This is a genomic window from Sporolactobacillus sp. CQH2019, assembly GCF_028765345.1.
GTDB lineage: Bacteria > Bacillota > Bacilli > Bacillales > Sporolactobacillaceae > Sporolactobacillus.
Window position 1 is genome coordinate 26,982 of sequence record NZ_JARAJZ010000004.1, and the last position, 23,953, is coordinate 50,934.

At 49.7% G+C, this 23,953-nt stretch carries 17 protein-coding genes; 8 read left to right on the forward strand and 9 right to left on the reverse strand.

The window, feature by feature from the left end; genetic code table 11:
• Window positions 1-127 precede the first annotated feature (127 nt).
• The 4 genes from OYT88_RS06630 to galU form a co-directional block, all read right to left on the reverse strand.
• Entirely contained in the window at window positions 128-1,060 is a 933-nt protein-coding gene (locus tag OYT88_RS06630; RefSeq protein ID WP_274398788.1) for a glycosyltransferase family 2 protein, read from the reverse strand.
• A 193-nt stretch (window positions 1,061-1,253) separates the two neighbouring features.
• Complete coding sequence (locus OYT88_RS06635) at window positions 1,254-2,573, reverse strand: UDP-glucose dehydrogenase family protein (protein ID WP_274398789.1); 1,320 nt, start codon at window positions 2,571-2,573, stop codon at window positions 1,254-1,256.
• 114 nt (window positions 2,574-2,687) lie between these two features.
• Window positions 2,688-3,404, reverse strand: a complete 717-nt coding sequence (locus OYT88_RS06640) for a sugar transferase (protein ID WP_443029712.1) — start codon at window positions 3,402-3,404, stop codon at window positions 2,688-2,690.
• Window positions 3,404-4,285 carry a UTP--glucose-1-phosphate uridylyltransferase GalU gene (gene galU / locus OYT88_RS06645; protein WP_274398790.1) on the reverse strand — a complete coding sequence of 294 codons (882 nt, stop codon included), beginning with the start codon at window positions 4,283-4,285 and terminating at the stop codon, window positions 3,404-3,406. The genes OYT88_RS06640 and galU overlap by 1 nt, the downstream gene beginning before the upstream one ends.
• A 2,587-nt stretch (window positions 4,286-6,872) precedes the next feature.
• Here galU and OYT88_RS06650 point away from each other — a divergent pair.
• From OYT88_RS06650 to OYT88_RS06675, 6 genes are all read left to right on the forward strand, one after another.
• Entirely contained in the window at window positions 6,873-7,649 is a 777-nt protein-coding gene (locus OYT88_RS06650; protein WP_274398792.1) for a hypothetical protein, read from the forward strand.
• Entirely contained in the window at window positions 7,646-7,936 is a 291-nt protein-coding gene (locus OYT88_RS06655; protein ID WP_274398793.1) for a PqqD family protein, read from the forward strand. Before OYT88_RS06650 ends, OYT88_RS06655 begins: the two co-directional genes overlap by 4 nt.
• Window positions 7,926-8,846 carry a S24/S26 family peptidase gene (locus OYT88_RS06660; protein ID WP_274398794.1) on the forward strand — a complete coding sequence of 307 codons (921 nt, stop codon included), beginning with the start codon at window positions 7,926-7,928 and terminating at the stop codon, window positions 8,844-8,846. The genes OYT88_RS06655 and OYT88_RS06660 overlap by 11 nt, the downstream gene beginning before the upstream one ends.
• 959 nt (window positions 8,847-9,805) lie before the next feature.
• Entirely contained in the window at window positions 9,806-10,612 is an 807-nt protein-coding gene (locus tag OYT88_RS06665) for a hypothetical protein (protein ID WP_274398796.1), read from the forward strand.
• Between the two features lie 163 nt (window positions 10,613-10,775).
• On the forward strand, window positions 10,776-12,551 hold the full coding sequence (locus OYT88_RS06670) for an ABC transporter ATP-binding protein (protein WP_274398797.1): 1,776 nt from the start codon (window positions 10,776-10,778) through the stop codon (window positions 12,549-12,551).
• Between the two features lie 540 nt (window positions 12,552-13,091).
• A complete protein-coding gene (locus tag OYT88_RS06675) occupies window positions 13,092-14,198 on the forward strand; it encodes a nucleotidyltransferase family protein (protein ID WP_274398798.1) in 1,107 nt (368 codons plus the stop codon).
• 1,804 nt (window positions 14,199-16,002) lie between these two features.
• Here the strand turns inward: OYT88_RS06675 and OYT88_RS06680 are convergent.
• The gene (locus OYT88_RS06680; protein WP_274398799.1) at window positions 16,003-16,266 is read right to left on the reverse strand and encodes a hypothetical protein; all 264 of its coding nucleotides are present in this window, start codon (window positions 16,264-16,266) and stop codon (window positions 16,003-16,005) included.
• Between the two features lie 301 nt (window positions 16,267-16,567).
• Here OYT88_RS06680 and OYT88_RS06685 point away from each other — a divergent pair, with 301 nt between their 5' ends.
• Window positions 16,568-18,091 carry an alpha/beta hydrolase gene (locus OYT88_RS06685; RefSeq protein ID WP_274398800.1) on the forward strand — a complete coding sequence of 508 codons (1,524 nt, stop codon included), beginning with the start codon at window positions 16,568-16,570 and terminating at the stop codon, window positions 18,089-18,091.
• Window positions 18,092-18,302: 211 nt separating this feature from the next.
• Entirely contained in the window at window positions 18,303-19,826 is a 1,524-nt protein-coding gene (locus tag OYT88_RS06690; protein ID WP_274398801.1) for an alpha/beta fold hydrolase, read from the forward strand.
• A gap of 1,408 nt (window positions 19,827-21,234) precedes the next feature.
• Here OYT88_RS06690 and fabZ read toward each other — a convergent pair.
• From fabZ to OYT88_RS06710, 4 genes are all read right to left on the reverse strand, one after another.
• A complete protein-coding gene (gene fabZ / locus OYT88_RS06695; protein WP_274398802.1) occupies window positions 21,235-21,666 on the reverse strand; it encodes a 3-hydroxyacyl-ACP dehydratase FabZ in 432 nt (143 codons plus the stop codon).
• A gap of 68 nt (window positions 21,667-21,734) precedes the next feature.
• Window positions 21,735-22,073, reverse strand: a complete 339-nt coding sequence (locus OYT88_RS06700; protein WP_274398803.1) for a DNA-directed RNA polymerase subunit beta — start codon at window positions 22,071-22,073, stop codon at window positions 21,735-21,737.
• A 16-nt stretch (window positions 22,074-22,089) separates the two neighbouring features.
• A complete protein-coding gene (locus OYT88_RS06705) occupies window positions 22,090-22,947 on the reverse strand; it encodes a flagellar hook-basal body protein (RefSeq protein WP_274398805.1) in 858 nt (285 codons plus the stop codon).
• A gap of 74 nt (window positions 22,948-23,021) precedes the next feature.
• On the reverse strand, window positions 23,022-23,837 hold the full coding sequence (locus tag OYT88_RS06710; RefSeq protein ID WP_274398806.1) for a flagellar hook-basal body protein: 816 nt from the start codon (window positions 23,835-23,837) through the stop codon (window positions 23,022-23,024).
• Window positions 23,838-23,953: the final 116 nt, after the last annotated feature.

The window sequence follows — 23,953 nt, forward strand, 5'->3', positions numbered from 1 at the left end:
TGCATTAAATGCCGATTTAATAAAAACCGCCCCTCTCACATGTTATAAAGCATGCTCTTTTCAGCAAGATATTTTCGATAATTGCTGCTTCTTTATTGAGTCGTATACAAAACAGGTTCTTCATCACTTATCCTTTATTGTGCCAGTACTGTTTGTTCATACTCAATTTCTTTTTTATGAAAAGAGGCAAGAGCTTCTCGTTCATGCCCAGCTTATAACCCAGATATTTCAAGAAATTTCTCAAAACAAAGCCTGGGATCAAGGATAATTGTTTGTCAGCCAAGAGCGAACGGAATTGACGGACGACAAATTTCGCTCCTTCACCTTCCGCCTGTGAGAATTCCTCCAGAATCCACTTTTCTTTGCCAAAAAAAACGCCTATATCGAAATATCTTTTAAATTCCTGACTGTGGGTGTAGTTGTGAGAGTGGTAAACACAGGCATCGGCACAATAGGCAATCGACCATCCATGCTCAATCATTTTTGCCCCTACATATTGATCCTCGTTCATAATGACATCTGTCGGAAACCCGTGGATCTCATCGAGGGCACGCTTTCTGTACGCTGCAAAAGAATTGGATACAAAAATCGTCTTAATCCCCAGCTTCGTTTTGTCAACGAGCGACTTGATCTGACTTTGCGGCGGATAATTGATCTGCCTTGACGTCCGGCCCAGAAAATCGGCATTGCTTTTGGGCAGCTGCCTGCCGTAGGCAATCCCGATTTTCGGATCTTCTTCAAATGTGCGGATCAGATTACCAAAACACTGGGAATCCCGAATGACGACATCCTGTGTTAAAAAGATGAGGTATTCCCCGCTGGCTAAGGATGATGCGGTGTTTCTTGTCCCTCCGTGATTAAAATCGCTTTTTTTGATTTTAATCAATTTTATGGAAGGATCATTTTCCATAAACCGGGTTGAACCGTCTGTCGAAGAGGAGTCAACCACCAGGATTTCTGTCCCCTCTTTATTTTTCAGAGAGAAATCCTTGATGCAATCCACTAATTCCTTTATGTCAGGCCCGGGATTATATACAGGAATGATAAAAGAGACTTTCAACGCAATCACTCATTTTATTTGATTTAAATAACCGGGATTCATGCTGCATCCGGGAAGGCTATCCAAGGGAGCCAATACAGACCTGGACAATAACGATTGCTCGCCACTTTCCCAGACAGAAGACCCGGAATTGAATGAATGCCGCAAACAGCTTGTCTAACTCACATGTAACGTGAAAAAGCATCCTGAATGTTTATTTTGTCAGTTCAGGTGTATGGCTCGGACGTCCGATCGAATAGTATTCCACTTCCGATTTCCTGACTCTATCCAAACTGTAGCAGTTCCTGCCGTCAAAAACAACCGGTGTCCGCATGGCCGCAGCAAAGGCAGAGAGATCGATGTTCTTCACATCCGCCCAATCGGTAATAATCACCGCAAAATCTGCGTCCTGCAGAGCCTCATTCAGTTCTTCCGTGTACTCGATCTCTACACTGAACTGTTTTTTGGCGTTGGAGACGGCAATCGGATCATAAGCAATGACATCCGCACCGAGCTTAACCAATTTCGGAATCATGACTAAAGCCGGCGATTCTCTTAAATCGTCTGTGTTCGGCTTAAAAGCGAGGCCCAGGACAGCGGCCCTCTTGCCCCTTACGCTGCCGAAGCGCGACAGGATCTTATCAATCAGGAGAAGCTGCTGATTATTATTGACTTCAATAACCGACTTCAGCAGATTGAATTCATGGTCGGCGTTCCCGGCAAGCTGTACAAGCGCATTTGTGTCTTTCGGAAAGCAAGAACCACCGTAACCGATCCCTGCCTTGAGAAAGTCGGGACCGATCCGGTGGTCGAAACCCATGCCCCTGGCAACCTCTTCCACGTTGGCGCCCAAAGATTCACATAAATTGGCGATTTCGTTGATGAAGCTGATTTTCGTAGCCAAAAAAGCATTCGAAGAATACTTGATCATCTCCGCGCTGGAAATGTCTGTCTTCAGGATGGGCATGTCAAAAGGTTTATTAATTTCAGCAAGGATATCAGCCGTTTCCCCATCCTCGGTTCCGATCACGATCCGGTCGCCGTGGAATGTATCATGAACAGCCGATCCCTCTCTCAGGAACTCGGGATTCGAAGCAATCCTCACATGCACACCGTTGACCGTGTTGCGGTTAATCAGTTCTTTTATATGAAAATTCGTCCCGACAGGAACGGTACTTTTTATGACGACGATCACATTGCGCGTAATATTGGCGGCGATATCGACGGCCGCCTGCTCCACATAGCTGAGATTGGCAGAACCGTCCCGGCGCTGCGGCGTGCCGACAGCAATATAAACAACATCGGCGCCTTCCAGTCCTCTTCTATGTTCCGAGGTAAAGAATAAGCGCCCATTATTAATATTTTTTTGGATCAGTTCTTTTAGCCCCGGTTCATAAATCGTCGGGATCCCCTGACTCAGCTTTTCCACTTTCTCAGGGTCTACATCAATACAAATAACCGTATGGCCAATCTCCGACAGAGCGACTCCCGTAACAAGGCCGACGTAGCCCGTACCGATAACCGCAATTTTCATGAGTTTTTTTCACATCCGTTAAGATCGTATATTTTTTAATGATTGATTTGCCCGTCTTTCATCCATCATAACCTGAAGGCAAAAAGAAATATGGTTTTTTCTTATCATTTAATTTTAGTATGCACCTTTTCGGCTGATAACAGACAAGACAGTCCGAAAAATAATTTTAAGGTCAAACATAAAGGATTTGTGGCGGATATAGTAGAGTTCCACATCAACGCGTTCGGGATATTCAATATTGCTGCGTCCGCATACCTGCCAATATCCGGTCAATCCCGGTTTTGCGGACAGGAACAGACGGGTGCTGTCGCCGTATTCCTTCAGTTCTTCGGACACGACGGGCCTCGGTCCGACAATGCTCATCTCGCCTTTAATGACGTTAATCAGCTGCGGGAGTTCATCGAGACTCGTTTTCCGAAGAAAGCGCCCGACTGCCGTGATTCGCGGGTCTTCCGACGGCTCCAGTTTATAATTGTTTTCGATATACTTTTTGTACAGAAGCTTATTAGCCTTTAATTCCTTTTCAGCATTCACAACCATCGAGCGGAATTTATAAATATAGAAAGGGCGGCCGTACTGCCCTATTCTCTTCTGCTTAAAGAAAACCGGGCCCTTCTGACTGCCGAAAAGATAAAGTACCGAGATGATCAGAAACAGCGGCAGACTTAAAATCAGTCCGATCGTTCCGGCAAACAGATCAAATGCTCTTTTGCCCAACAAATAAGACATGCTGTCATTTCTTGCATGATGCACAACAATTAAGCGGCCCGTTCGTTTAACATAATGCGCTTCAATTTCCGACTTTGATAAAGCCATCGTATGTTCCTCCATCATTTTAGCAGCAATTTATTTTCATGAAGAATCCGCTCAATGCCTTTAAGCACGTCCTGCTGCAAATCTTTGTCTTGCAAAGCCATTTCGATGTTTGTCAGAACGAAACCGAGCGTTTCCCCGACGTCAAAACGTTTGCCTTCAAACTGATAGGCATAGACGCCCTGCAATTCATTCAATTTCTGGATTGCATCGGTCAGCTGGATCTCTCCGCCCGCACCGATTTCCTGTTTGTCGAGAAAGCCGAAAATTTCGGGTGTCAGGACGTAACGGCCGATAATTGCCAGATTGGAAGGCGGATTGCTCTTCGGTTTTTCAACAAAACGGCTGACATTGAACAAACGGCCTTCCTGCGATTTCGGATCGATGATCCCGTAACGCTGCGTCTGGTTTTCAGGCACTTCCTTGACGCCGAGCACCGAGCAGCCGGTCCGTTCATACTGTTCGGCAAGCTGCTGAATGCACGGCTTCTCCGACTGAACGATATCGTCGCCCAAAAGCACTGCAAACGGTTCGTTGCCGATGAACTTCCGCGCGCACCAGACAGCATGGCCGAGACCTTGCGGAGATTTTTGCCTGATGTAGTGAATATCGATTTTCGATGATTCACGGACCTTTTCAAGCAGATCCAATTTATTTTTATGAATCAGATTCTGTTCCAGTTCGTAAGCAGTATCAAAGTGATCCTCAATCGCCCGCTTTCCCTTACCAGTTACGATGATGATGTCATCGATTCCAGCTGCAACGGCCTCCTCAACGATATACTGGATTGTCGGCTTGTTGACAATCGGCAGCATTTCTTTCGGCAGTGCTTTCGTTTCCGGCAAAAACCTTGTCCCCAGACCCGCGGCCGGAATGACCGCTTTCCTGACTTTTCTCATACAAAAACCTCCTGATGATCAAAAAGCTTCAAGTCCTTCATGCTGTCTATAAACTATTCGCACGCACAGTGCTTTTTTTTTCTGGCGATGGATCTATTTAATTCAAATTCTCTTATTTCCCCGCTCTTTTACCTGAGAGAACGGGAAATCGTCAGATATCTTAGCTTGATAAGCTATAAGAATTATAGCATATTATTTTCCAAAGAAAAGAGGAAGTTATGGGAAGAAGATAACGGAGTTTGTCTTATGCGTGCTTATTCGACATTTCTTTGGCATTATTACGTTTTAATTACGTTTATATGACTTATAATTGCTTTAACAACGGAGATTTATCGGACCTCAGCCCCCGTTTATTGCAGAGATTGTTCATCGGTACTTTTTACAGCGCAGCGGCATTTTTTATCGCCCGTCGCAGCCTCCCGTGCAGACATTCCGCAGCAGCCGGCCAAATGAGGAAGACGATTCCGTTTGAAACTGTATTTTATTTTTATACAGGCCCGGCCTATGCTTCTCTTGCCGCAGGCCGGCAATATTTATCCGAAAAAACAGAAGCTTTTTCAGATCATCCCGATTGTTCGTGCCGTTGATTCTTTTGAAAAGCGATTGGTTGGCGCGGGCGGCCGTCTATTGCTCTGAATGGTTCATGCGGACAGCGATTTATTCCGCTGAAAAGAAGGATAGTCTGCACGGGCAGGCGTTACATGGCGAAAACGTCCGGTCTTTTTTCGGGCCGGCGCGGATTCCTGTGAATCGTAGTAAAAATCGCCGGGAAACAATGGTGTATCAGTAAAGTGCTGCTTCTTCTCATCAGTAACGCGCAAAATATCAACAGTTATCAGCAGAAAATCGACAGTAAGCAGACTGGAATCCATGAGTGCGAATAATAATTGTACGCGATTAATTGAATCAGCCGCGGCAAAGAGTTCAGTCGTGGCTTTTTATCCACCGTGCCAGACCGTTTAGCGGGGTTTCGGTCGGGGGGCTCAGGGTTTCGGTCGGGATGCCCGGGTTTTCGGTCGGCACAGTAACTTTATCGGTCAACGCACGCTGTTTTTCGGTCAGCGCAGGGGATTTATCGGTCGACTCCGGTTTTATCGGTCGACGTGGAGGGGGTTTCGGTCGGGGCGCTCAGGGTTTCGGTCGGCAGGCCGGAGTTTTCGGTCGACGAGCCCAGGGTTTCGGTCGGCGCAGCAACTTTATCGGTCAACGCACGCTGTTTTTCGGTCAGCGCAGGGGATTTATCGGTCGACTCCAGTTTTATCGGTCGGCGTGGAGGGGGTTTCGGTCGGGGCGCTCAGGGTTTCGGTCGGCAGGCCGGAGTTTTCGGTCGACGAGCCCGGGTTTTCGGTCGGCGCAGCAACTTTATCGGTCAACGCACGCTGTTTTTCGGTCAGCGCAGGGGATTTATCGGTCGGCTCCGGTTTTATCGGTCGACGTGAAGGGGGTTTCGGTCATTGTTTTCGGTTTATCGACCGTTAGAAGCAGGATTTCGGTCGGCTCCGGGAGTTTTTCAGCCATTACACCCGGAGTTTCGACTGCTGCAGAAATTTATTAATTGCGGAAGCGTTTTCCGTCTTTTAAGAGACAGATGGTTTCAGGAAAAGCCGATCATCAATTGACGGCACAGCAGGACAATGGGCTAAAGGAATACCCATTTTTTTACAGGCCCGGCCCACGCTTCTCTTGCCGCGCGCCAGCAATATTTATCCAAAAAATGCAGAAGCTTTTTCAAATCATCCCGATTGTTCGTGCCGTTGATTCTGCCCCGGTTCTGGTTCATGCCGATTTTAAGCCGTCATGAGCTGCCGGTTTTGCCCGAAAAAGCTCTTCTGCTTTTATTGTCTGTCGGTCCTATCTGCCTAATTTCCGGAAAAGAATTTTTTTGTTCATGACTTCTTAACGGCGGCCGCATGGTCGTTGTCCGTTAAAATTCCGATGTCAACGGTACATTTTTATGCTTTTTATCTTTGACAAAATTATTTTTTGCAGTGATATATATCACATTTATTAATATTTTTTATGTCGTAAGCGCAAATTTGTAACGATTGTGTAACGCTGTGAAATGTAGGATAAGACTATTCGTTGCGCAGGCTATGCTGGAACAAGGAAACTTTCTTTAGGAGGCGGGGCGGGGAAATCGGCTCCGTTGAAAAGAGGTGGGCTATCAAAATCACTTTGATCTTTTAAATAATGCCGCCCTTTATTTTGCGGTTCTACAGCACGCATGCCGTTCGAAGTCCAGGCCTTGGAACACGACGGCATCCGTTATCTAAAAACAACTGTCCGTTTTCATTTTTTCATGAAAAAAGCACGTCGCAACGTGCCCTCGGGCATCCGTCAAAGCCGGACGCCGAATCAAAAAGTTCTATCTTCATGCTCTTTAGCCGCAACCAGATCAGCGTGCCGACTCCAAACTGCCCGCTGACTTGGCCCATTCATTCATGTTCATTTTTCGTGTGTGTTAAAACCGGAGGACCGGTTTTCAGGAACCCGATGCAGGTGGTGCTGCACGGGGTTGACAGAAAGCCGATCAGCATCAACCGGTCTTTAAAACACGATTTTACACACAGACAAGGAGAATCGTTGCATGCATAAAATCTACACGAATATCGGCGAACATATCTTTGAAGTCACAGCAGATTCAGCCAACTTTATGAATCTTGTCATACGCCAGTTCACATCGTTGAAAAAGATTCCGGACAGGCCCGTCGATATGGTGGTGCATATCCACGGCGGATACGGAACGCCCCTTGTCACTTCTGATTTTAGCATAACCGAACAAGCACGTAAACTTATTTTTCGACGGGATGACTATTTGATCGACATTGATCCCGACTACTATTCGGCAAATTTATATGTTTATAACGGCCCTGCGCTTAGACAGGCCTTCATCAGTCTTTACAGCTCTTTTATCGTTTTCCGCAACTGGGGGTTTCTGATGCACGGGGAATGTGTTGTCGACAACGGCCTGGCCCACCTTCTTTGCGGGGGCGGCTCCCTTTCCATTTCCGATGATTCGGAAAATCCGTCTCGGCCCGTTTCAGAAGGTATCGTGCTGATTAAGATCGCGTCTGAAGGGATACGCGTCTTTGATTCTCCGTTCGATGAAGCCGCAACTAAGCGTAACAGCCGATCGAACCTGATCGGCAGCGTCCATTTTATTCAGCAGGCGTTTCAGAATAAGCAGATGAAGGCCGGCCGTACATACAGCTTGCTGCGCCTCCTCGACGCTGTGTTCTATTGGCCGCACAGTACAGAACAAACGCGGCGTGTCATTACGATGCTGCGCAGATTTGTTCAGGCCGCCCCCGTTTACAGCAATTATTTTCAGAAAAGAGAAGAAATTAAGGAGCTGATTTCATGAACATGTACTATATTAGAAAGAATAATTGTGAGGCCATGGCGCTTGACGATCATCTGATGGTCGTCAACCCTGATAACTTTACCGTCACTGATCTGAATGAATCCGGCGGAAAATGCTGGGGGCTGCTGGAAAAACGGCAGAGTGCAGACACGCTCATGAAAAAACTGCTGAGCAGCGAGGATCATGCGGCAGACGGACAACAAGATGATCTTGCCCGGCTTCGGACGGATGTTGAAGCGTTTCTTATGCAAATGACGGCATATGGTCTTATTGAACATGTCGGATAAAAACATACCGATTCACAGAGAAGGCCTCCTTCCCGCCGCAAAAGTCCGGCCTGCCGGACGGGCAGACAATCGCTGCTGTGCTTTGCCCGTGTCCCGTCTTTTTCCCGATAAAAACGGAAGGCAGGTGCCGGGCAAATGGGCCGGCATGGATGACACCCGGGAAGCTGACGGCGCCGTTGTCCCTCTGAAGAAAGCCGCGGAAGCCCCGATACCGGAAAACGGAACGGGCCCGGACGGCACAGGGACGGAAAACCGCAGGAAGGCACTGATCGATCAGATTCTGCGTGACCCGCAAAAGGACATTGACAGGCTGATCGCTCGAATCAGAAAGCAGAATGCAGCGCCGATTGCCGGACGGCCGTCGTATGGGTGCGGGACCGCCAATAGCCAAAAAGGAGACACAAAACACATCGATTTTTACTGCAGCAATCTGTCCGGAAGCACGCGCCGGCCGGAATCGAATTTCGACCGGCAAGCCGGCCTTGCCGTCCGCCAGACCATGGATCGTTACGGGCAGGTGCGGCTCTCCTCACGCGGCCGGAGCATGTACCCGTACATCAAGGAAGGCGACAGCTGCACCTTCCTTGCCCGGGACGCGGCGTTTCTTAACCGGGGCGACGTCTTGCTCTACCAGGACCCGGCCGGCGCGCTGATCGCGCATCGTTTTATCGGAACGCGGCGGGACGCATGCGGGCTGACCGTCTATATTTTAAAAGGAGACAGCAATTTGAAATCCGATTCCCCGGTGTACGCCGGGCAAATTTTCGGCATCATGACGAAAATCGAACCGGCCGGCCGGAAATTCCGGCTTTCCCATATTTTCTGCCGGAGCTGGCAGCGGCTGGTTATGGACTTCCCGCTGATGTCGCGATGTCTGAATAAATACCTTACCTTCCGCAGGATGTTTTAAAAAAGATAATAGGTGCATCCCTTCGCTCATTCAGACACGAATTTTTTAAAAACAACTTTTTAAAGAATTTTTATTTCTAAATTATATATTTATAATAAAAACATTTTTTAATTTGTGGGTGGTTTTCCTTATTTCAGGCTGATTGCCTCCGAGTCCGGACGATTCTCTTCGTGTTTCAGCCCCCCCTACCGGCGCGGCCGTTCGGATCGCAAATTGCCGATAAACGAAAACCCGGATTCCCTACGGGGCTGCGGGAATCCGTATCCCTTAGATTTTTTTAGTTTAACGAATCGCAGCGGCCGGCTATGGTACAAGCCGCTGTTGGCCAAAGAATCCTATCATATCAGGATTTCGGGAGCCCCGGCATAGGATCATGGAGAGGCTGGCTAAAAATGTGAAAACAATTTAAAGAGTAAAATAGCGCTTTTTTCGAAAAAGAGGACCAGCCTGATGAAAAGGTGCTCTTTTTTGTGCGATGGCCGCTTCACACCTGCTCCCCCATAATTAGGAAAAGCAAATAGGTTTCCGGAACAACGGCATGGATCGGCATTTGCGGAACTCTTTCGTTTGCCGGTACATCGGGAAGTTTTTTAGTAAAAAGCAATCGTTTATCGCGCTTTTTGTAACACTTGTGTAATGGACCGTTCATTATAGTGAATTTGTTGATATTTTCCAGATATCATCAATTAAAATGAAAAAAATGACTGACTGGAGGTGAACATTGATGAAAAAGGAAAACAACAATTCCAAGAAAGTTTTGAGCCCGATCGTCCTCAGCCATCGGACAATCCGATTTGAAACGAAAATCAGCAAGCCGCACGGCGGCTGTAATTAATCAGCTGATCCGGCAGTCGTGAACCGCGAGTGTATGTGCATGATGGTTTCCGGCGGGAGAGACATGGGTTCCTACTCTATCTCTCCCGCCGTTTTTTCCATTTTCTTTTGAAGGAGTTCATACCATGATCCTAAAAACAGCTCAAGTTGACGAACATCTGATTCGGTTTTTCTGTGATTCTGTCCGGCTCGAGAAGATGATTGAAGAAAATTTCCGGTTTGTTCCTTCTTCAAAACCGGCTGATCTGTCCGTAACCCTTCGCGACGGTTACGGTGCCCCGTTTGCCGGTTTTGACGTAGAAGCGAAGAAAACCGGACACTCAGTCGTATACACACGCCCGGATTACCGCATCGAATCCGATGCCGATTTCAAACAGGCGGACATCCGGTTTCACGACAGGCTGGCGTTGAAACACGCGCTGATGAATCTGTACAGCTCTTTTATCGTCCGCCGCCATTGGGGGCTGATGATTCATTCTTCCTGCGTGATTGACGGCCGCACTGCCCACCTGTTTTCCGGAACGTCCGGGGCAGGCAAATCGACGGTCGCGCAGCTCTCGCGGCCGCGGCCGCTTCTTTCCGATGAGGCATCGCTTCTGAAAATCGCGCCGGACGGAGTCACTGTCTTCAATTCTCCATTCCGAAGCGACGTGAGCGCACTGAGCGGCGGAAATCCCCGCCCGCTCGCCAGCATCCAGCTGCTCCATCAGTTTCCGGTGAATCGGCGTGACCGGCTGGACAAAGCGAGCGGCCTGCTGCATCTGATTGATAAAGTGTTTTATTGGACGCAAAGTCAGGAGGAAATGCTCAGAGTCATTTCAATTCTGAGACAGTTAACCGAACAAGTACCCGTCTACGATCTCTATTTTCAAAAAAATGACAGCTTCTGGGAACTGATCTCCGATAACAGACACTGTGTAAAAGTCGAGTAGATCTGACATCGTGCTGTCGGTTTATCTGATCTTTGCTGACATGCATTTTACGTAACGATTGTGTCATGATCGTCATTTTAAAATGACATCAGCGGCATCGCGGAAGCCGCCGCTTTGTTTCGGGCGGTCCGGCCGGGCGTTTAAATTTTAGGAGGTCATCCTGTTGCATATAAAAAAATGGGTATTGAGCAGCCATATCGGAAATACTGCCCGGCTGATCGGCCCGCTGATTCTGAAACACTGGCGGGCCTACACCGGACTGACGGCAGTGATGCTGGCCGACATTGCCCTGACTCTCGGCATGGCCTCTTATTTCGGCAAAGTCACGGACGCAGCCGTCGGCAGCCGTTTGTCCGAACTGGTCCGGCTGGTGCCGGTCGGTGCCGGTCTGCTGCTGTTCACGATCGCTGTCAATTTTTTCGATACTTTTTTTGAATCTGCCGCCGTATTCGCTGTGACACGCGATCTGAAAGAAACGTTGTACCGGCATATATTGCTGCTGCAGACGGGAACGATGAATTCACTTCGTTCCGGCGACCTGCTGTCGCGGTTCGGCAACGACATCACGGCCATTCAGAATATGCTGGGTACCCGGCTCGTGGATGTGATCCGTTTTCCGCTGATCTATCTTTCTGTTTTTATCTATCTTTTCCGGATCAGTCCGCCCCTTTCCACGGTCAGTTTGGGCATCGCGCCGGCAGCCGTCGCCGGCAGCGCAATCTTCGGCTTCCTGCTCCGCCGCAACAGCCGCAGAGTCAATCGGCTGACCGGCGACAACACGCAGCTGGTCAGTGAAACGCTGCAAGGATTTCACGTCGTCCGCTCTTTTGCTATGGAGCGCCTGCTGCTGCTGCGTCATGATAAACAGAATCAGGATTTGTACGATCTGGAAATGAAGAGCGCTAAATTGCGCGGTTTCTATTACGCAGGCGGAGCAACGGCAAGCGCTTTGACTTTTCTCGTCAGCCTGTGTCTCGGCGCTTACTTCGTTTCCCAGAAGGAGCTGACCGTCGGTGCGTTGCTGACTTTCATCGCGCTCGTCGAACATCTCGTCTATCCGCTGACCGGCGCGGCGGCCAACTGGGTCAATTTTCAGAAGGCGACAACGGCCGTCGAGCGCGTGCAGGAAATTCTCCGGCTTCCCGTCGAACAGAACCAGTTCCTCTCTTCCCTTCAGACTGCGGATGATCCGGACGGGCCGGCACGGTCGATCGAATTCCGCCATCTGACATTCAGCTACGAACCGGGAAAACCCGTTTTCAGCGATCTGAATCTGCAGATTCCGGCCGGGAAAAAAACGGCGGTTGTCGGTCTGAGCGGAGCCGGAAAATCGACGCTTTTTGCTCTTCTCACACGGCTTTACACGCCGCAGCAAGGTTGCATCCGAATCAACGGGCACCCGATCGATTCCCTGCCTCTGAACGTGCTGCGCAGATTGATCGCCCAAGTCCCGCAGGAAACTTTTCTTTTCAATGGCACCATCCGCGACAATCTGCGGCTCGGGCGGGACATAGCTGAAACCGATCTTATTCAGGCAGCGCGGACGGCCGCCCTCGACGATTTTATCCGCGGGCTGCCGCAAGGCTACAACACGGAAATCGGCGAACGCGGGCTGCTCCTCTCCGGCGGTCAGAAACAGCGGCTGGCCATTGCCCGTGCACTTCTGAAAAACGCGCCGATTTTGCTTCTGGACGAAGCAACGGCCGCCCTGGACACCGAAACGGAAACGCGGGTAAAGGCAGCGCTTGACCGGTTGATGGACGGGCGCACCACGATTGTCGTCGCGCACCGGCTCTCGACAATACAAAACGCGGATCATATCGTCGTTCTCGAAAAAGGGAAGATCGTCCAGCAGGGGCCGCATGAACGTCTGATGGCGGAAAAAGGACTCTATCGCCGGCTCCAGCTGATCGGAAAAGACACAATCGCGACTATGTAAAGAGCGCCGCCCAGTAAATGGCGAGTACTCCGTCAGTTCATGTCACACTGCGGCGTGAATTCACCGCTGATTCTTCCTGAGCCCTCTTATCGAAAGGCGATAAGCCACAGAGCACAGTCGGTAAATCCGCTGACGGCAGTCATCCTGCGGACAAACGATAAACTCGAAGAGCACCAGGAAGATTACCGGGAATGCTGATAAACCATCGGCAAGGACGATCAATCCGGATAACGATTGATAGATTCTCACGGTCAGCTGATCAATCGGATAACGACGGATCAATATCGGGGACGACCGTTAAATGCCGGATAGCGGCCGTTAAATCATCGAGGACGACCGTTAAGTCGAAAGACGGGTTATATTTTTTTCCGGCTGCCGTCGATTCATACGGATTGCGGTTTATCCCGGTCCAGCGGGATCATCGGTCAGAAGCCCATTGACCGATTGGCTCCCGCTATTTAACTGGCAGCTTTGAGGCAGGACCCGTGCTGCAAATTTTTCCTGCCGTTCATGAAAAATCACGGATTGAGGTGGCCAATATTGCTGGAACTGCTGCGCACTCTTTACGACGGGCAAACAGAATTTAAAAAAGAACCGGATTTCTATCGGCAGATTATGGAGGACCGGCAATTCGAGCGGGTCTGCTCACAGATCTATTTTTTTCTTAAAAAACAGAAACGGCTCGACCGGCTCCCCCCTTTTTTCCGGAACGCGCTGAAAGAGCGGTTTATAAGAAACATCTCGGCCAGCCTGTTGCTGAAAGCCCAGCTGAAACAGCTGCTGAGCCGATTCGAATCGCTGGGTATCGATGTTATTCCGCTTAAAGGGCCGCTTTTTGCAGAAAAGTATTACGGCGACCTGGCGGCAAGAGATTCGGGAGATATCGATATTCTTATTAGGCCGGAACAGATGGACGCGGCCATCACAATTATTCGGGCAATGGAATTCGTACCCGGGAAAAAATACGAGCCGTACCATTTCCATCGCATATTCTGTAAAAAAATGCCGGACTGGCCGGATGAACTGACGATCGAAGTGCACTGGGACCTTCTGCGCAAAAAAACATCGTCGCTGAATGCGGCCGAGCTCTGGCACGACTCGGTTCCGCTCAGGCCGTATCGGCACGTTTTTGAATTGTCGGATTTCCATACGTTTTATCTGATCTGCCTGCACGGCTGGAATCATGATCTCAACAGCTGGAAGTATTTTATCGATATCATTCAGCTCATTCATGTGATGAAGGACCGGCTTGATTATGGACAGCTGCTTGAGCTTGCCCATAGACAACTGACTTGGAGACGGGTCTCGCATACACTCATGATCGTCTATCATGAATTTCCGCATCTTGACAACGTGCTGCCGTTCCCGATCAGCCACGGCACAACGCTCTGGTGGAGAAGACGCGATCTGCAGTGTGCGGATGCGCCGAAAAAAACCGTGCCGACGAGCATCAGACGCCTTAAACAGCTCCGGGACTACGACAGCCTGTTTCAAAAATGGATCTTTTTAAAAAGAGAAATGATGCCGGATCCGGCTAATTTCGCAGATATTATCGGCAGAGAAGCTATGGCGCGGCCTCGCTTTGTTCAGTATCTGCTTATCTACCTGAAGCGCTTCGAAGGGATGTTCTACCGGGCGCGCAGATAACCGACCGTTCCGCCGCCCCGGACCGCATTCCGATCTCCCCCTTTTGCATGACCGGTAAAATGCTTCAATAAATGGGTATCTCCTCAACTCAGCCATCCAGTCGGCCGCGGCGCGAAAACGCCGGTGATCGTTTTGCACGGGCGGCGGTAGTTTGTGGTTCAGAATGTTCAGATGGGCAGCGGTTTATTCCGCTGAAAAAGGGGATATCCTGCGCGGACAGGCGTTACCTAGCGGGAGAACCTGTTCTTTTTCTTCGGCCTGCTGTGACTCCCTATAAATCGTAGTGAAAATCGCCTGGAAACAATGGCGCATCATCAGTAATCGGTAGAAAATCGCCAGTAACAGCCAAAAGATCAACAGCAAACGAATTGGAATCAATTAGTGAGGATCATCGGAACAGCAAGCTGTACCCGATTGATTTAATCAACCGTGGCAGAGAGTTTACTTTCGATTTAAACAGGGCGATACTCCGCCGGAATAGGGCGAATCAAGCTCATTTCGGGGCGATCATTCACTGTTTTAGGGCGATTCATTCTTTTTTCGGGGCGATAAACTCTTGATGAGGCGATACTCCGCCGGAATAGGGCGAATCAGGCTCATTTCGGGGCGATCATTCACTGTTTTAGGGCGATTCATTCTTTTTTCAGGGCGATAAACTCTTGATGAGGCGATACTCCGCCAGAATAGGGCGAATCAAGCTCATTTCGGGGCGATCATTCATTGCTTTAGGGCGATTCATTCTTTTTTCAGGGCGATAAACTCTTGATGAGGCGATACTCCGCCAGAATAGGGCGAATCAAGCTCATTTCGGGGCGATCATTCATTGCTTTAGGGCGATTCATTCTTCCTTCGGGGGCGATACTGACCGGCGGCCTGACTGTATGGAACGGATTTCAGTCCATTATCGACCGTGGCGGCGCTTAATCGGTCTTCAGCAGGTACACCCGGTTTATCAACCGCGACAGGAGTTTATCGGACTGTTGCATAGGTTTATGGATTGCGGAAACGCTCCCCGTCTTTCAAAAAATTGAGCCGTTTTCGGGAGGGGCCGATCATCACTTGACGGCACAGCAGGATAATGAGTTAGAGGGATACTCGTATTCAAAAATAATAGACAGAGGGATTACCATATGTATCGTATTACTGCCGTTATAGGGCGAAATTGAGATGAAATCGAAAGGCTCATATTAAGACCATTGATAAAATGAGCAACAAGTCAAACACACCCGGTCATTATTACGATTGATCAAGACGTCGGTGATAATTTTGGCAATTTTACAACAAAAAGCAGGAAATCATGGCACATGCCCAGAAAGCCTTAACTTAACCGGAGATATACTGCCCCGCCACATTCTATTTCCGCACATAAAAATAGTCGTTCTGTCCGCGGAATTTCCGATTGGAACGGGATGATCCTGGATGCGGACAGAGAAGCCCTGCGGCTCCTGATGGGAATGGGTGAAATCGCGGAGGACGGCTATAGCTCCCGGCGCGGATAGTAAAACGTGATGGGCAGTCAGTTCCTGATGCGGACAGAGAAGCTGCAAAGAGCGGCCTGCGATTCTCGATGCGGACGGTGGAACCGCGGAAGACGGAGACTTGTAACTTCTGATGTAGACGCTGGGATCGCGGGGACGGCTTGTAGATCTCTCTTAAATGACTCCGGGATTTCTGTCGGCACAGGACCGGATGCGGACGATAGGGGGTGCGGCTCCGAACGATTAAAGGCTTGGGTCCTAACGACAGTCTGTTTCATTCCTAATCATTGTCATAGGCGGGCTTTCCTGAGTTCAATAACAGCCGGTTATATACTTTCGAATCTGTTTTTTTCTTCTTCAATGACGATATACATCAGCTCTTCTTTGTATTGCCCCTTCCCCTGTGTGTAAAAGAGCTGATACTTATTTTCGTTTACCTTCATCATGCCGGAATATGTGGAGCCGTAGATATTGGAAAATTTGCGGGCCGCAAGCAAGATATCCTTAGCAATAATCACACAGAAATATACGCGGGACTGATGCCGGTTTGTTCGGCCGGCCGGCCGGAGATAAAATATGTACTTTTTCATCGGTACAAACAGCCCCTTTTATCGACTTTCCCTGAATCCCATTCATTTTTACTAGTCAATTTCTTTTGTTTCATCTCAGTATTTTATATAATAGAGATTAACCAAATCTGTACATTTTATGATACATTTTCCTGTAAAGATTTTATGATTACGGTATTTGCATCTTATCATGGCTCCCATTACATCATCGTTTCAAAAGCCGCTGAAATAAATGTTGCCTGTTTATCGCCGGTACGCCGCCACAAGACGGACTTTGCCGGCTTCTACTGAGAAAGGGAATCAGATAAAGAGGATGAGCGAAATGGCGATATTACCTATAAACGGCTACCATCTGCACTACTCGGCTCATATTTCCGATCGGAATCAGCCGACATTGCTGTTTATTCACGGACTGACAATGGATGCCTCGGAGTGGAGCCCTTTGGTGGACAGGCTTGGATCTGATGTCAATTACATTGTTTATGATTCGTGCGGCCACCGCCGGACCGGGACAAGCAACATGCCGCTCTCTCTTGAACTTCTCGTCTCCGAATCACTGGCCGTGATCGAAGCGGCCGGAGCCAAAACAGTCCATATTGTCGGCAGCGGATTGGGCGGCAATATCGGGTTTGAACTGGCCGGGCGCCATCGCGAACGGGTTGCTTCACTGACGTTGATGTCCGCCGTCTTTTATCTGCCGGAGCATGATTACAGCCGGATGCTCGCTCTCATGAAACAGCTGATCGACATCGATCGCGATCTGCTGATGCAAAAGTTGATATTGGACAGTTTTTACGTATGGACCGCGGAGAAGTCAGCGCGATTCGAAACGGCCTTCCGCCAGATTCCGGCTGAAGTAATTAAAGAATCCGTTACGCTGCTTCAGACAGCCTATTCCTCCGAACGGTTTCACTTCGTTGAGGAACTTGGCCGACTGACCGTGCCGACGCTTGTTATGCACGGAGCATGCGATCCGATTTTTCCTCCGCAGCTGAGCGCGGTTTATTCGGCATGCATCCCAAACAGCCGCTGGTACACAGTCCCGGAAGCATCACGTATTCTGCCCGTCGATCAGCCGGAACTGACTGTTTCATATTTAAGAAAATTTATTTTGGGCGAAAAACGTCCGGCGCACGTGTCGCCGATTCATGAGGAAATGGTCGGCGGTTTTCGTAACGTCGTGCGAAACGGACTCATCAGCCGGAGAAAGCACGATCATCGTCTCACGATGAATGTTATGCATGACATCGAAGTCCTTTGGAACGGCCGGCTGGTCGCGGGAAAATGGAACCAGCGCGGCGCTAAGGAACTGCTTCTGTTCCTGATTCTGCGGAACGGACCTGTCAGGCGCATGGAACTGATCGAGACTTTTCTGCCTGATCTGCCGATCGTCCAGGCAAGAAACAACCTGCGAGTCTGGATCAGCCATTTGAATAAGATTTTTAATGGCAGCCCCGATCCTTCTGTGCACGATATTCTGATCATTAATGAAGACGCGATTGGCGTCAACGCAGAATTGGAAAGCGATCTCGGCATTTACCTGGAACGGCTCGATAAGCTGGTGGCAGAGAAAAAAGCGTTGAATGAACAGGCGGTCGCATTCATCCGTCTTTTGAGCGATTATGATCCGGCCAATTTTTCTTCTTTTCGCAGTGACTGGATTTTCTCGCTGACCGATAAAATTGAGACAAAACTTGCGGACGCTATGGCAAGGCTTCTTCCTGAACTTAAGAAGCACGGCATGATTGCGGCGATGCGTGAAATCCTTCAGGCGGGCAAGCCGATCGAACCTTATGACGGTTACTGCGACGATAAGCTGGCCGAATTGCAAAGTATGCCCCAGTGATTTGATCGTATTTTCCCAATAACTGAAAACAGGCGGATCACGTTTTTTTATTTGAATATTCGAAAGAGTGGCGGGACGAGGATAGTCTACAACTGGCCATAAGGCTCGGGAAAGACTCTGAATGTGGAGCAAGCAGTTCCGGACTCTATCCTTTGACAGACTGTCCCGGATAATATTGATGGTGAAATGAGAGCGGAAGGCGGTCATATTCTTGTCAATTCTTAAGCTTACAGATTACGCTCTGCATTATAATTTTATCCGGGGCGACAAGGATGCGCCGAATCTGGTTTTTATTCACGATCTTTGTCTCGATGCAGGAATGTGGGAAAAGCTTCTTGCAAAACTGGACCGGAGTTTCAACATTCTGACCTATGACTTTTACGGACACGGCCGAACGACGGAAAGCGATGCGCCGTTGTCGTTCAAATTGTTGTCGGACGAATTTCTGGCACTGATCCGCCAGCTGAAATTGAGCCGGATCCATCTGATCGGCTGCCGATTCGGAGCCGTTCTCGCTTTCGAATGGGCACTGCAAACACCTGAAATCATTGAATCGCTCGTCCTGATCTCCTTCCCCTTTTACGTTCAAAAAGGCGGTTATAATCATGAGGGAGCAACAACGATTCAACTGCTGAAACTTGACCGCAATCTGTTTGAAAAAAAATATTTAATGGAAGGTCTTCATCCGGTCACCATTTCCAAATCCCGGACGGTTTTACAAGCAATCCGCCGAGTATCGACAAGCAATGTCGCAGAACCGATTGAGGAACTGATCAGTATCAATAACAGGCAGAATTTTGACTTAATCGGAAAACTGAAACGCATGCAAAAACCGGTTCTGTTTCTGCACGGAGAATATGATCCGAGTTTTCCCGCGCCGCTTGCCATGATTTTCAGCAATTATGTCTTCAACGGCCGATTCATGGTGATTCCGGATGCCTCTTGTCTGATTCCGTTTGATCAACCGAAAGCGGCCGCACACCTATTAAATCATTTTATTAAAAGCCGTAGAACTCCGCCTCTTTTGACTCCCGAAAGCCGCAGAATGATGCGCACGTTCAATGAAATCATTGAAAAGGCTTACCAGCCTCAGCCGGTCCGACGCCGTTTTCTGCGAATGACAATTCTCGGCGAAAACACGCACGTTTACTGGAACAGCCGGGAAATCCACGGCAAATGGAACCAACGTAATGCACGCGAGCTTCTTCTGTTCCTGATTCTGAATCGGGGTGCCGTGAAACGGGACACGCTGCTGGACGCCTTCACACCGGAAATGGTTCTCGATCAGGCGCGGAACCGGCTGCGCGTCCAGTTGAATCACTTAAATCAATTATTCCGCAACCAACCCGATTCCTCGATTCACGACTTAATCATCGTCAGCCGCGATTCGGTTGCGCTGAACGCCGACGTGCAGAGTGATGTCGGTGTCTACCTTCACAATATCGAAAGCCTGCTCTGGGCAAACGGATCTCTTTCCTCCCGCAGCGAGTCTTTTCTGCGCTTTCTTGCCGATTACCGTCCGGAAGTACAAAAGTCTTTCCGAAGCGAGTGGATGCGGCAGCTTTTCGAAACGATCCGAAGCAAATTGTCCCAGATCATGGCTCAATTGTTGATTTCATTAAAAGATGCTGGAGATTTTTCCACTATACACCGCATTTTAAAAGCCGGACGGAAAGTAGAACCCTATAAAGGTTTTTGCGATGAATGGTCCGACGCCCTCAGGCACAGGAAATGACCGCTGCGCCCGAACACATTCTCACTCTAATGAATCATTCAAAATGATGAAAGCCGTTTTAAAATGCTCCGGACATAAACCTGATACCGTTCAACAAGCCGATAAGCCGCAGCCATCTTCTCATTTTCCGCATTTTCAAGCATTTTGAGACAAAGAAAGTGTTCCTCCGGCCGGATTTGCGGGGCTATCGGCCATTTCCGGACTCCTTCCGGCCGGATTTACGGTTCTACCGGCCAAATTCACGCCCTTTCCAGCCAAATTCCGGGTTCTACCAGCCGGATTCGTGCTCCTTCCGGCCAGATTCAGGGTTCTACCAGCCAGATTCCGGGTTCTACCAGCCGGATTCGCGCCCCTTCCGGCCAGATTCAGGGTTCTACCAGCCGAGTTCCTTCCGGCCAAATTCCGGGTTCTACCAGCCAAATTCGCGCCCCTTCCAGCCAGATTCAGGGTTCTACCAGCCGAGTTCCTTCCGGCCAAATTCAGGGTTCTACCAGCCGGATTCGTGCTCCTTCCGGCCAGATTCAGGGTTCTACCAGCCAGATTCACGCCCCTTCCGGCCGGATCTGCGGGGCTATCGGCCAAATTCACGCCCCTTCCGGCCAAATTCCGGGTTCTACCAGCCGGATTCGTGCTCCTTCCGGCCAGATTCAGGGTTCTTCCGGCCGAATTTGGGCTCCTTCCGGCCAGATTCAGGGTTCTTCCGGCCGAATTTGGGCTCCTTCCGGCTAATTCACGCATTTGAGCAGACGAGCGAAAGTCTCTGTGCGGCAGCAAAGCATTCATTAAACAGCCTGAACACAGGGCAAGATACAATAATAGATCCAATGCCAAGTATGCAGGTAAGATCAAACCTTACGAAGAATTCTGCGGAGGTTTATTCAAACAGAAAAATTGCAGAAAAAAATCAAAAAATGATTTACTGAATTTACAGAGAAACAGACGGCAACGGCTACGTCGACCGGGTAACCGTTTAACAGGAAAGCGTTCGGCTGATCGTCCTGAAGACGATCAGCCGACATTAAAAAACAATTTTAGTCAGCCCCGCCGACGGTTACGTTCCCGGATCCAAGGTCGGTCTTGTACCTGAGTTCCGAAATTATTTGAAGACAGGCACCATACTTCATCATTTCCCGGGAAAACTCGACGAAAACAAGCAGAAATTTCAATCCAGATCAGGGCTTTCTCGGAAAATTTTCATAAAGATCGGAGAAGCCCGGCGCATTCCGGACCGAAATATGCTCATTTTTTGACGAAACAAAATGGGCCCGCAACCTGTAATTGCCTGATTGCGAGCTCAGCGTCCAAAGCTATGTAAAAAAACGCTTCAGCCTGCCGTTCTGCCCGATAGCTGAAGTATCCCTGTCAATCGTGCTGCAATTATTTCCTATGTGAGACCGAACTGTCGCTATTATTCCGCTTTCTTAAAAGCAAACATCATTTCCGCTTCGCAGGCTATTTCACCGTCGACCGTAGCCGTTCCCTTAGCTTTGGCAAAACCTCCGCGGAAACGCAAAATTTCCGATTCAAGCCGAAGCTGATCGCCGGGCCGTACCTGGCGCTTGAAGCGGCATTTATCGATGCCGGCATACAGTGTCAGCATCCCCTGCTCCTCACCTTGATGAAGAACGGCGATGCCGCTGACCTGCGCAAGTGCCTCAACAATCAGGACACCCGGCATGATCGGATAATCGGGAAAATGGCCGGTAAAAAACGGTTCGTTAACAGATACATTTTTGATACCGATCGCTTTCTTGCCGTCCTCGACCTCGAGAATGCGGTCGACGAGCAGGAAGGGATAGCGGTGCGGCAGAATTTTTTTGATTTCATCTATTGTCAGCATAAAATTTGCGCTGCCGTCCATCAGAATGAAAATCATTCAGCGGCAAGCGGACATTTCGCTCCTTTTCGCTATTTTGTTCTTAAAAAATCCAGGATGTGCTGCCACGTTCCCGGAAGAAAGACAGCCCACGGATTGCCGTGGCCAAGCGCACCATAGCCGAACATGGCACCGACCACAAGAGCAACGGCAGCAAAGAGCAACAACCCAATCAGCCTCTGCCAGATCGGGAAGCGGCGTTTATGATAGTTAAAAAACGGATTGTAAAGAGGTTTTGCCGCTTCCGTTTCTTTTTCTGACAGCCGCGCCGCTTTTTCATCTTCCTGTGCGGCGGTACGGACGGCCCGCCGCGTCTGAGGTGCAGCAGATGCCTTCCGATTCGTACGGTCGTTGCTATTGTTTGCGCTCATGTTCTTTCCTCGCTCATCATTGCAGCAGACTGTTCACAAGTCCGTCCATCTGGTCGCTCATCGTGATCGAACGAGCGGTCAGCTGGTAATTATGCTGCAGATTAATCAAATCGACCATTTCTTTTGTCAAATCTACGTTTGAATTTTCCAGTTTTCCCTGGACAACCGAACCGCTATTCGCCGCAACGGGCACAACGACCTGATTCAGTCCGACGCCAAGGTTAGCGAGATTAGGCAGCGTATACAATCCGTCACCCTGGCTCTGCAGCAGCTGGGGGCGATTCACCGTGACCAGCCCGAGCCGGCCGGCGGCAATTCTTTGTCCGCCCGGCATGACGGCCGTAATCTGGCCGGCACTGTTAATCTGCAGGTCGCTCGAACCGGCCGGAAGAAGGATCGGCTGCCCGTTCGGATCAAGGACGGGCTGGCCGTTTTTCGTCAGAAGGCGGAGAACGTTCGGATTCTGCGGATCCGGCAAGGCATTGAATGAACCGTCACGTGTATAAGCCGGGGTCAGCTGGCCGTTTGCGCCGGTCAGGCCGATCTGGAAAAACTGATGATCGTTTGTCAGCGCCAGGTCAAGCGGATTGCCGGTCTGCTGCAGCGAGCCGAGCGACAGATCCAATTGCGTATCGCCGACCCTGCTGCCGGAACCCATGCGGATGCCTGCCGGAGTCAGACGGCTGGCCATGTCGACCGAATCCGTATTTGTATTGCTAAAACTGTTGATCTGCTGAAAAAGCAAGTCATCGAACTGAGCATCCCGGCTCTTATAGCCTGCTGTCCCGACGTTGGCAAGATTGTCCGCTACCGTCGCCAGCTGTTGCTGAATCTGTCCCAACGTAACACCCGATGCCATGAGCTGCTGATCCATGAGCCTTTCCTCCCGGCTTAGTTTAATTAAAACTTTCTTTTTTACTAATCGATCGTTGGCCGGCGGCAGGCCGGTCAATTGACCTTGCCGACATTATTGACCGCTTCATTGAGCGAACTGTCGAGGATGGTTAAAACTTTCTGATTTGCTTCAAACGAACGGTAGGCTTCCATCATATCGGTCATCGTGCTGTCTGCCGACACGTTGGACCCTTCAAGAAAACCCTGTTTCACCTGATAATCGATGCCCGGGTTGCCGGCAGCCGAAGGAAGAGCTCCGCCTCCGTTGAGCCGGAACAGACTGCCGCCCTCTTTGACAAGATTGTTCGTGTTGGCGGCATAACTCACACCAAGACGGGCGGCAGCGGCTCCGTTCACCATGATCGTGCCGTCCGAAGCAACCTGAAACTGATCGGACGGAAGCTGGATCGGACGGCCGGCGCTGTCCAGGACAAGGTCGCCGGCACTGTCCGCAAGCTGTCCGGCCGGATTAAGTGTGAAGTGGCCGTCCCGGGTATACCTCAGGGCTCCCGCAGGCGTCCGGACATTAAAGAGCAGCGCCCCTTCCTGAGCGCCCGTTCGCGGATTGACGGGAAGGCGTGATGTAGCAAGAGCAACATCGGTCGCTTTTCCTGTCTGCGTGACCGTTCCCTGAGAAAAATCGGGCACCGTCTCATCCGCATAGACGCCGGTCGAAATGGCTCCGACATTTTGCGGCACCGGAGCATCCCCCCCGAGATTCTGAATAAGCATTTCCGGAAATGTGCGCAACGTACTATTATCGCTCTTATAGCCGGGAGTATCCACGTTATTCAGGTTATTCGACAATATTTCTTCGCGCTGCTGCTGTGCAAGCATTCCTGCCGCCGCCGTATATAATCCTCTGATCATGATGCCACCCGCTTTCAGAAACTTTCCATCGTTATCCCGCACAGCCGCATAAACCCGCTGCTGGCTTGTTCGGGCAGCAGAAAAAGCTTCGTAATTTTGCTGCCAATCGCCGGGAT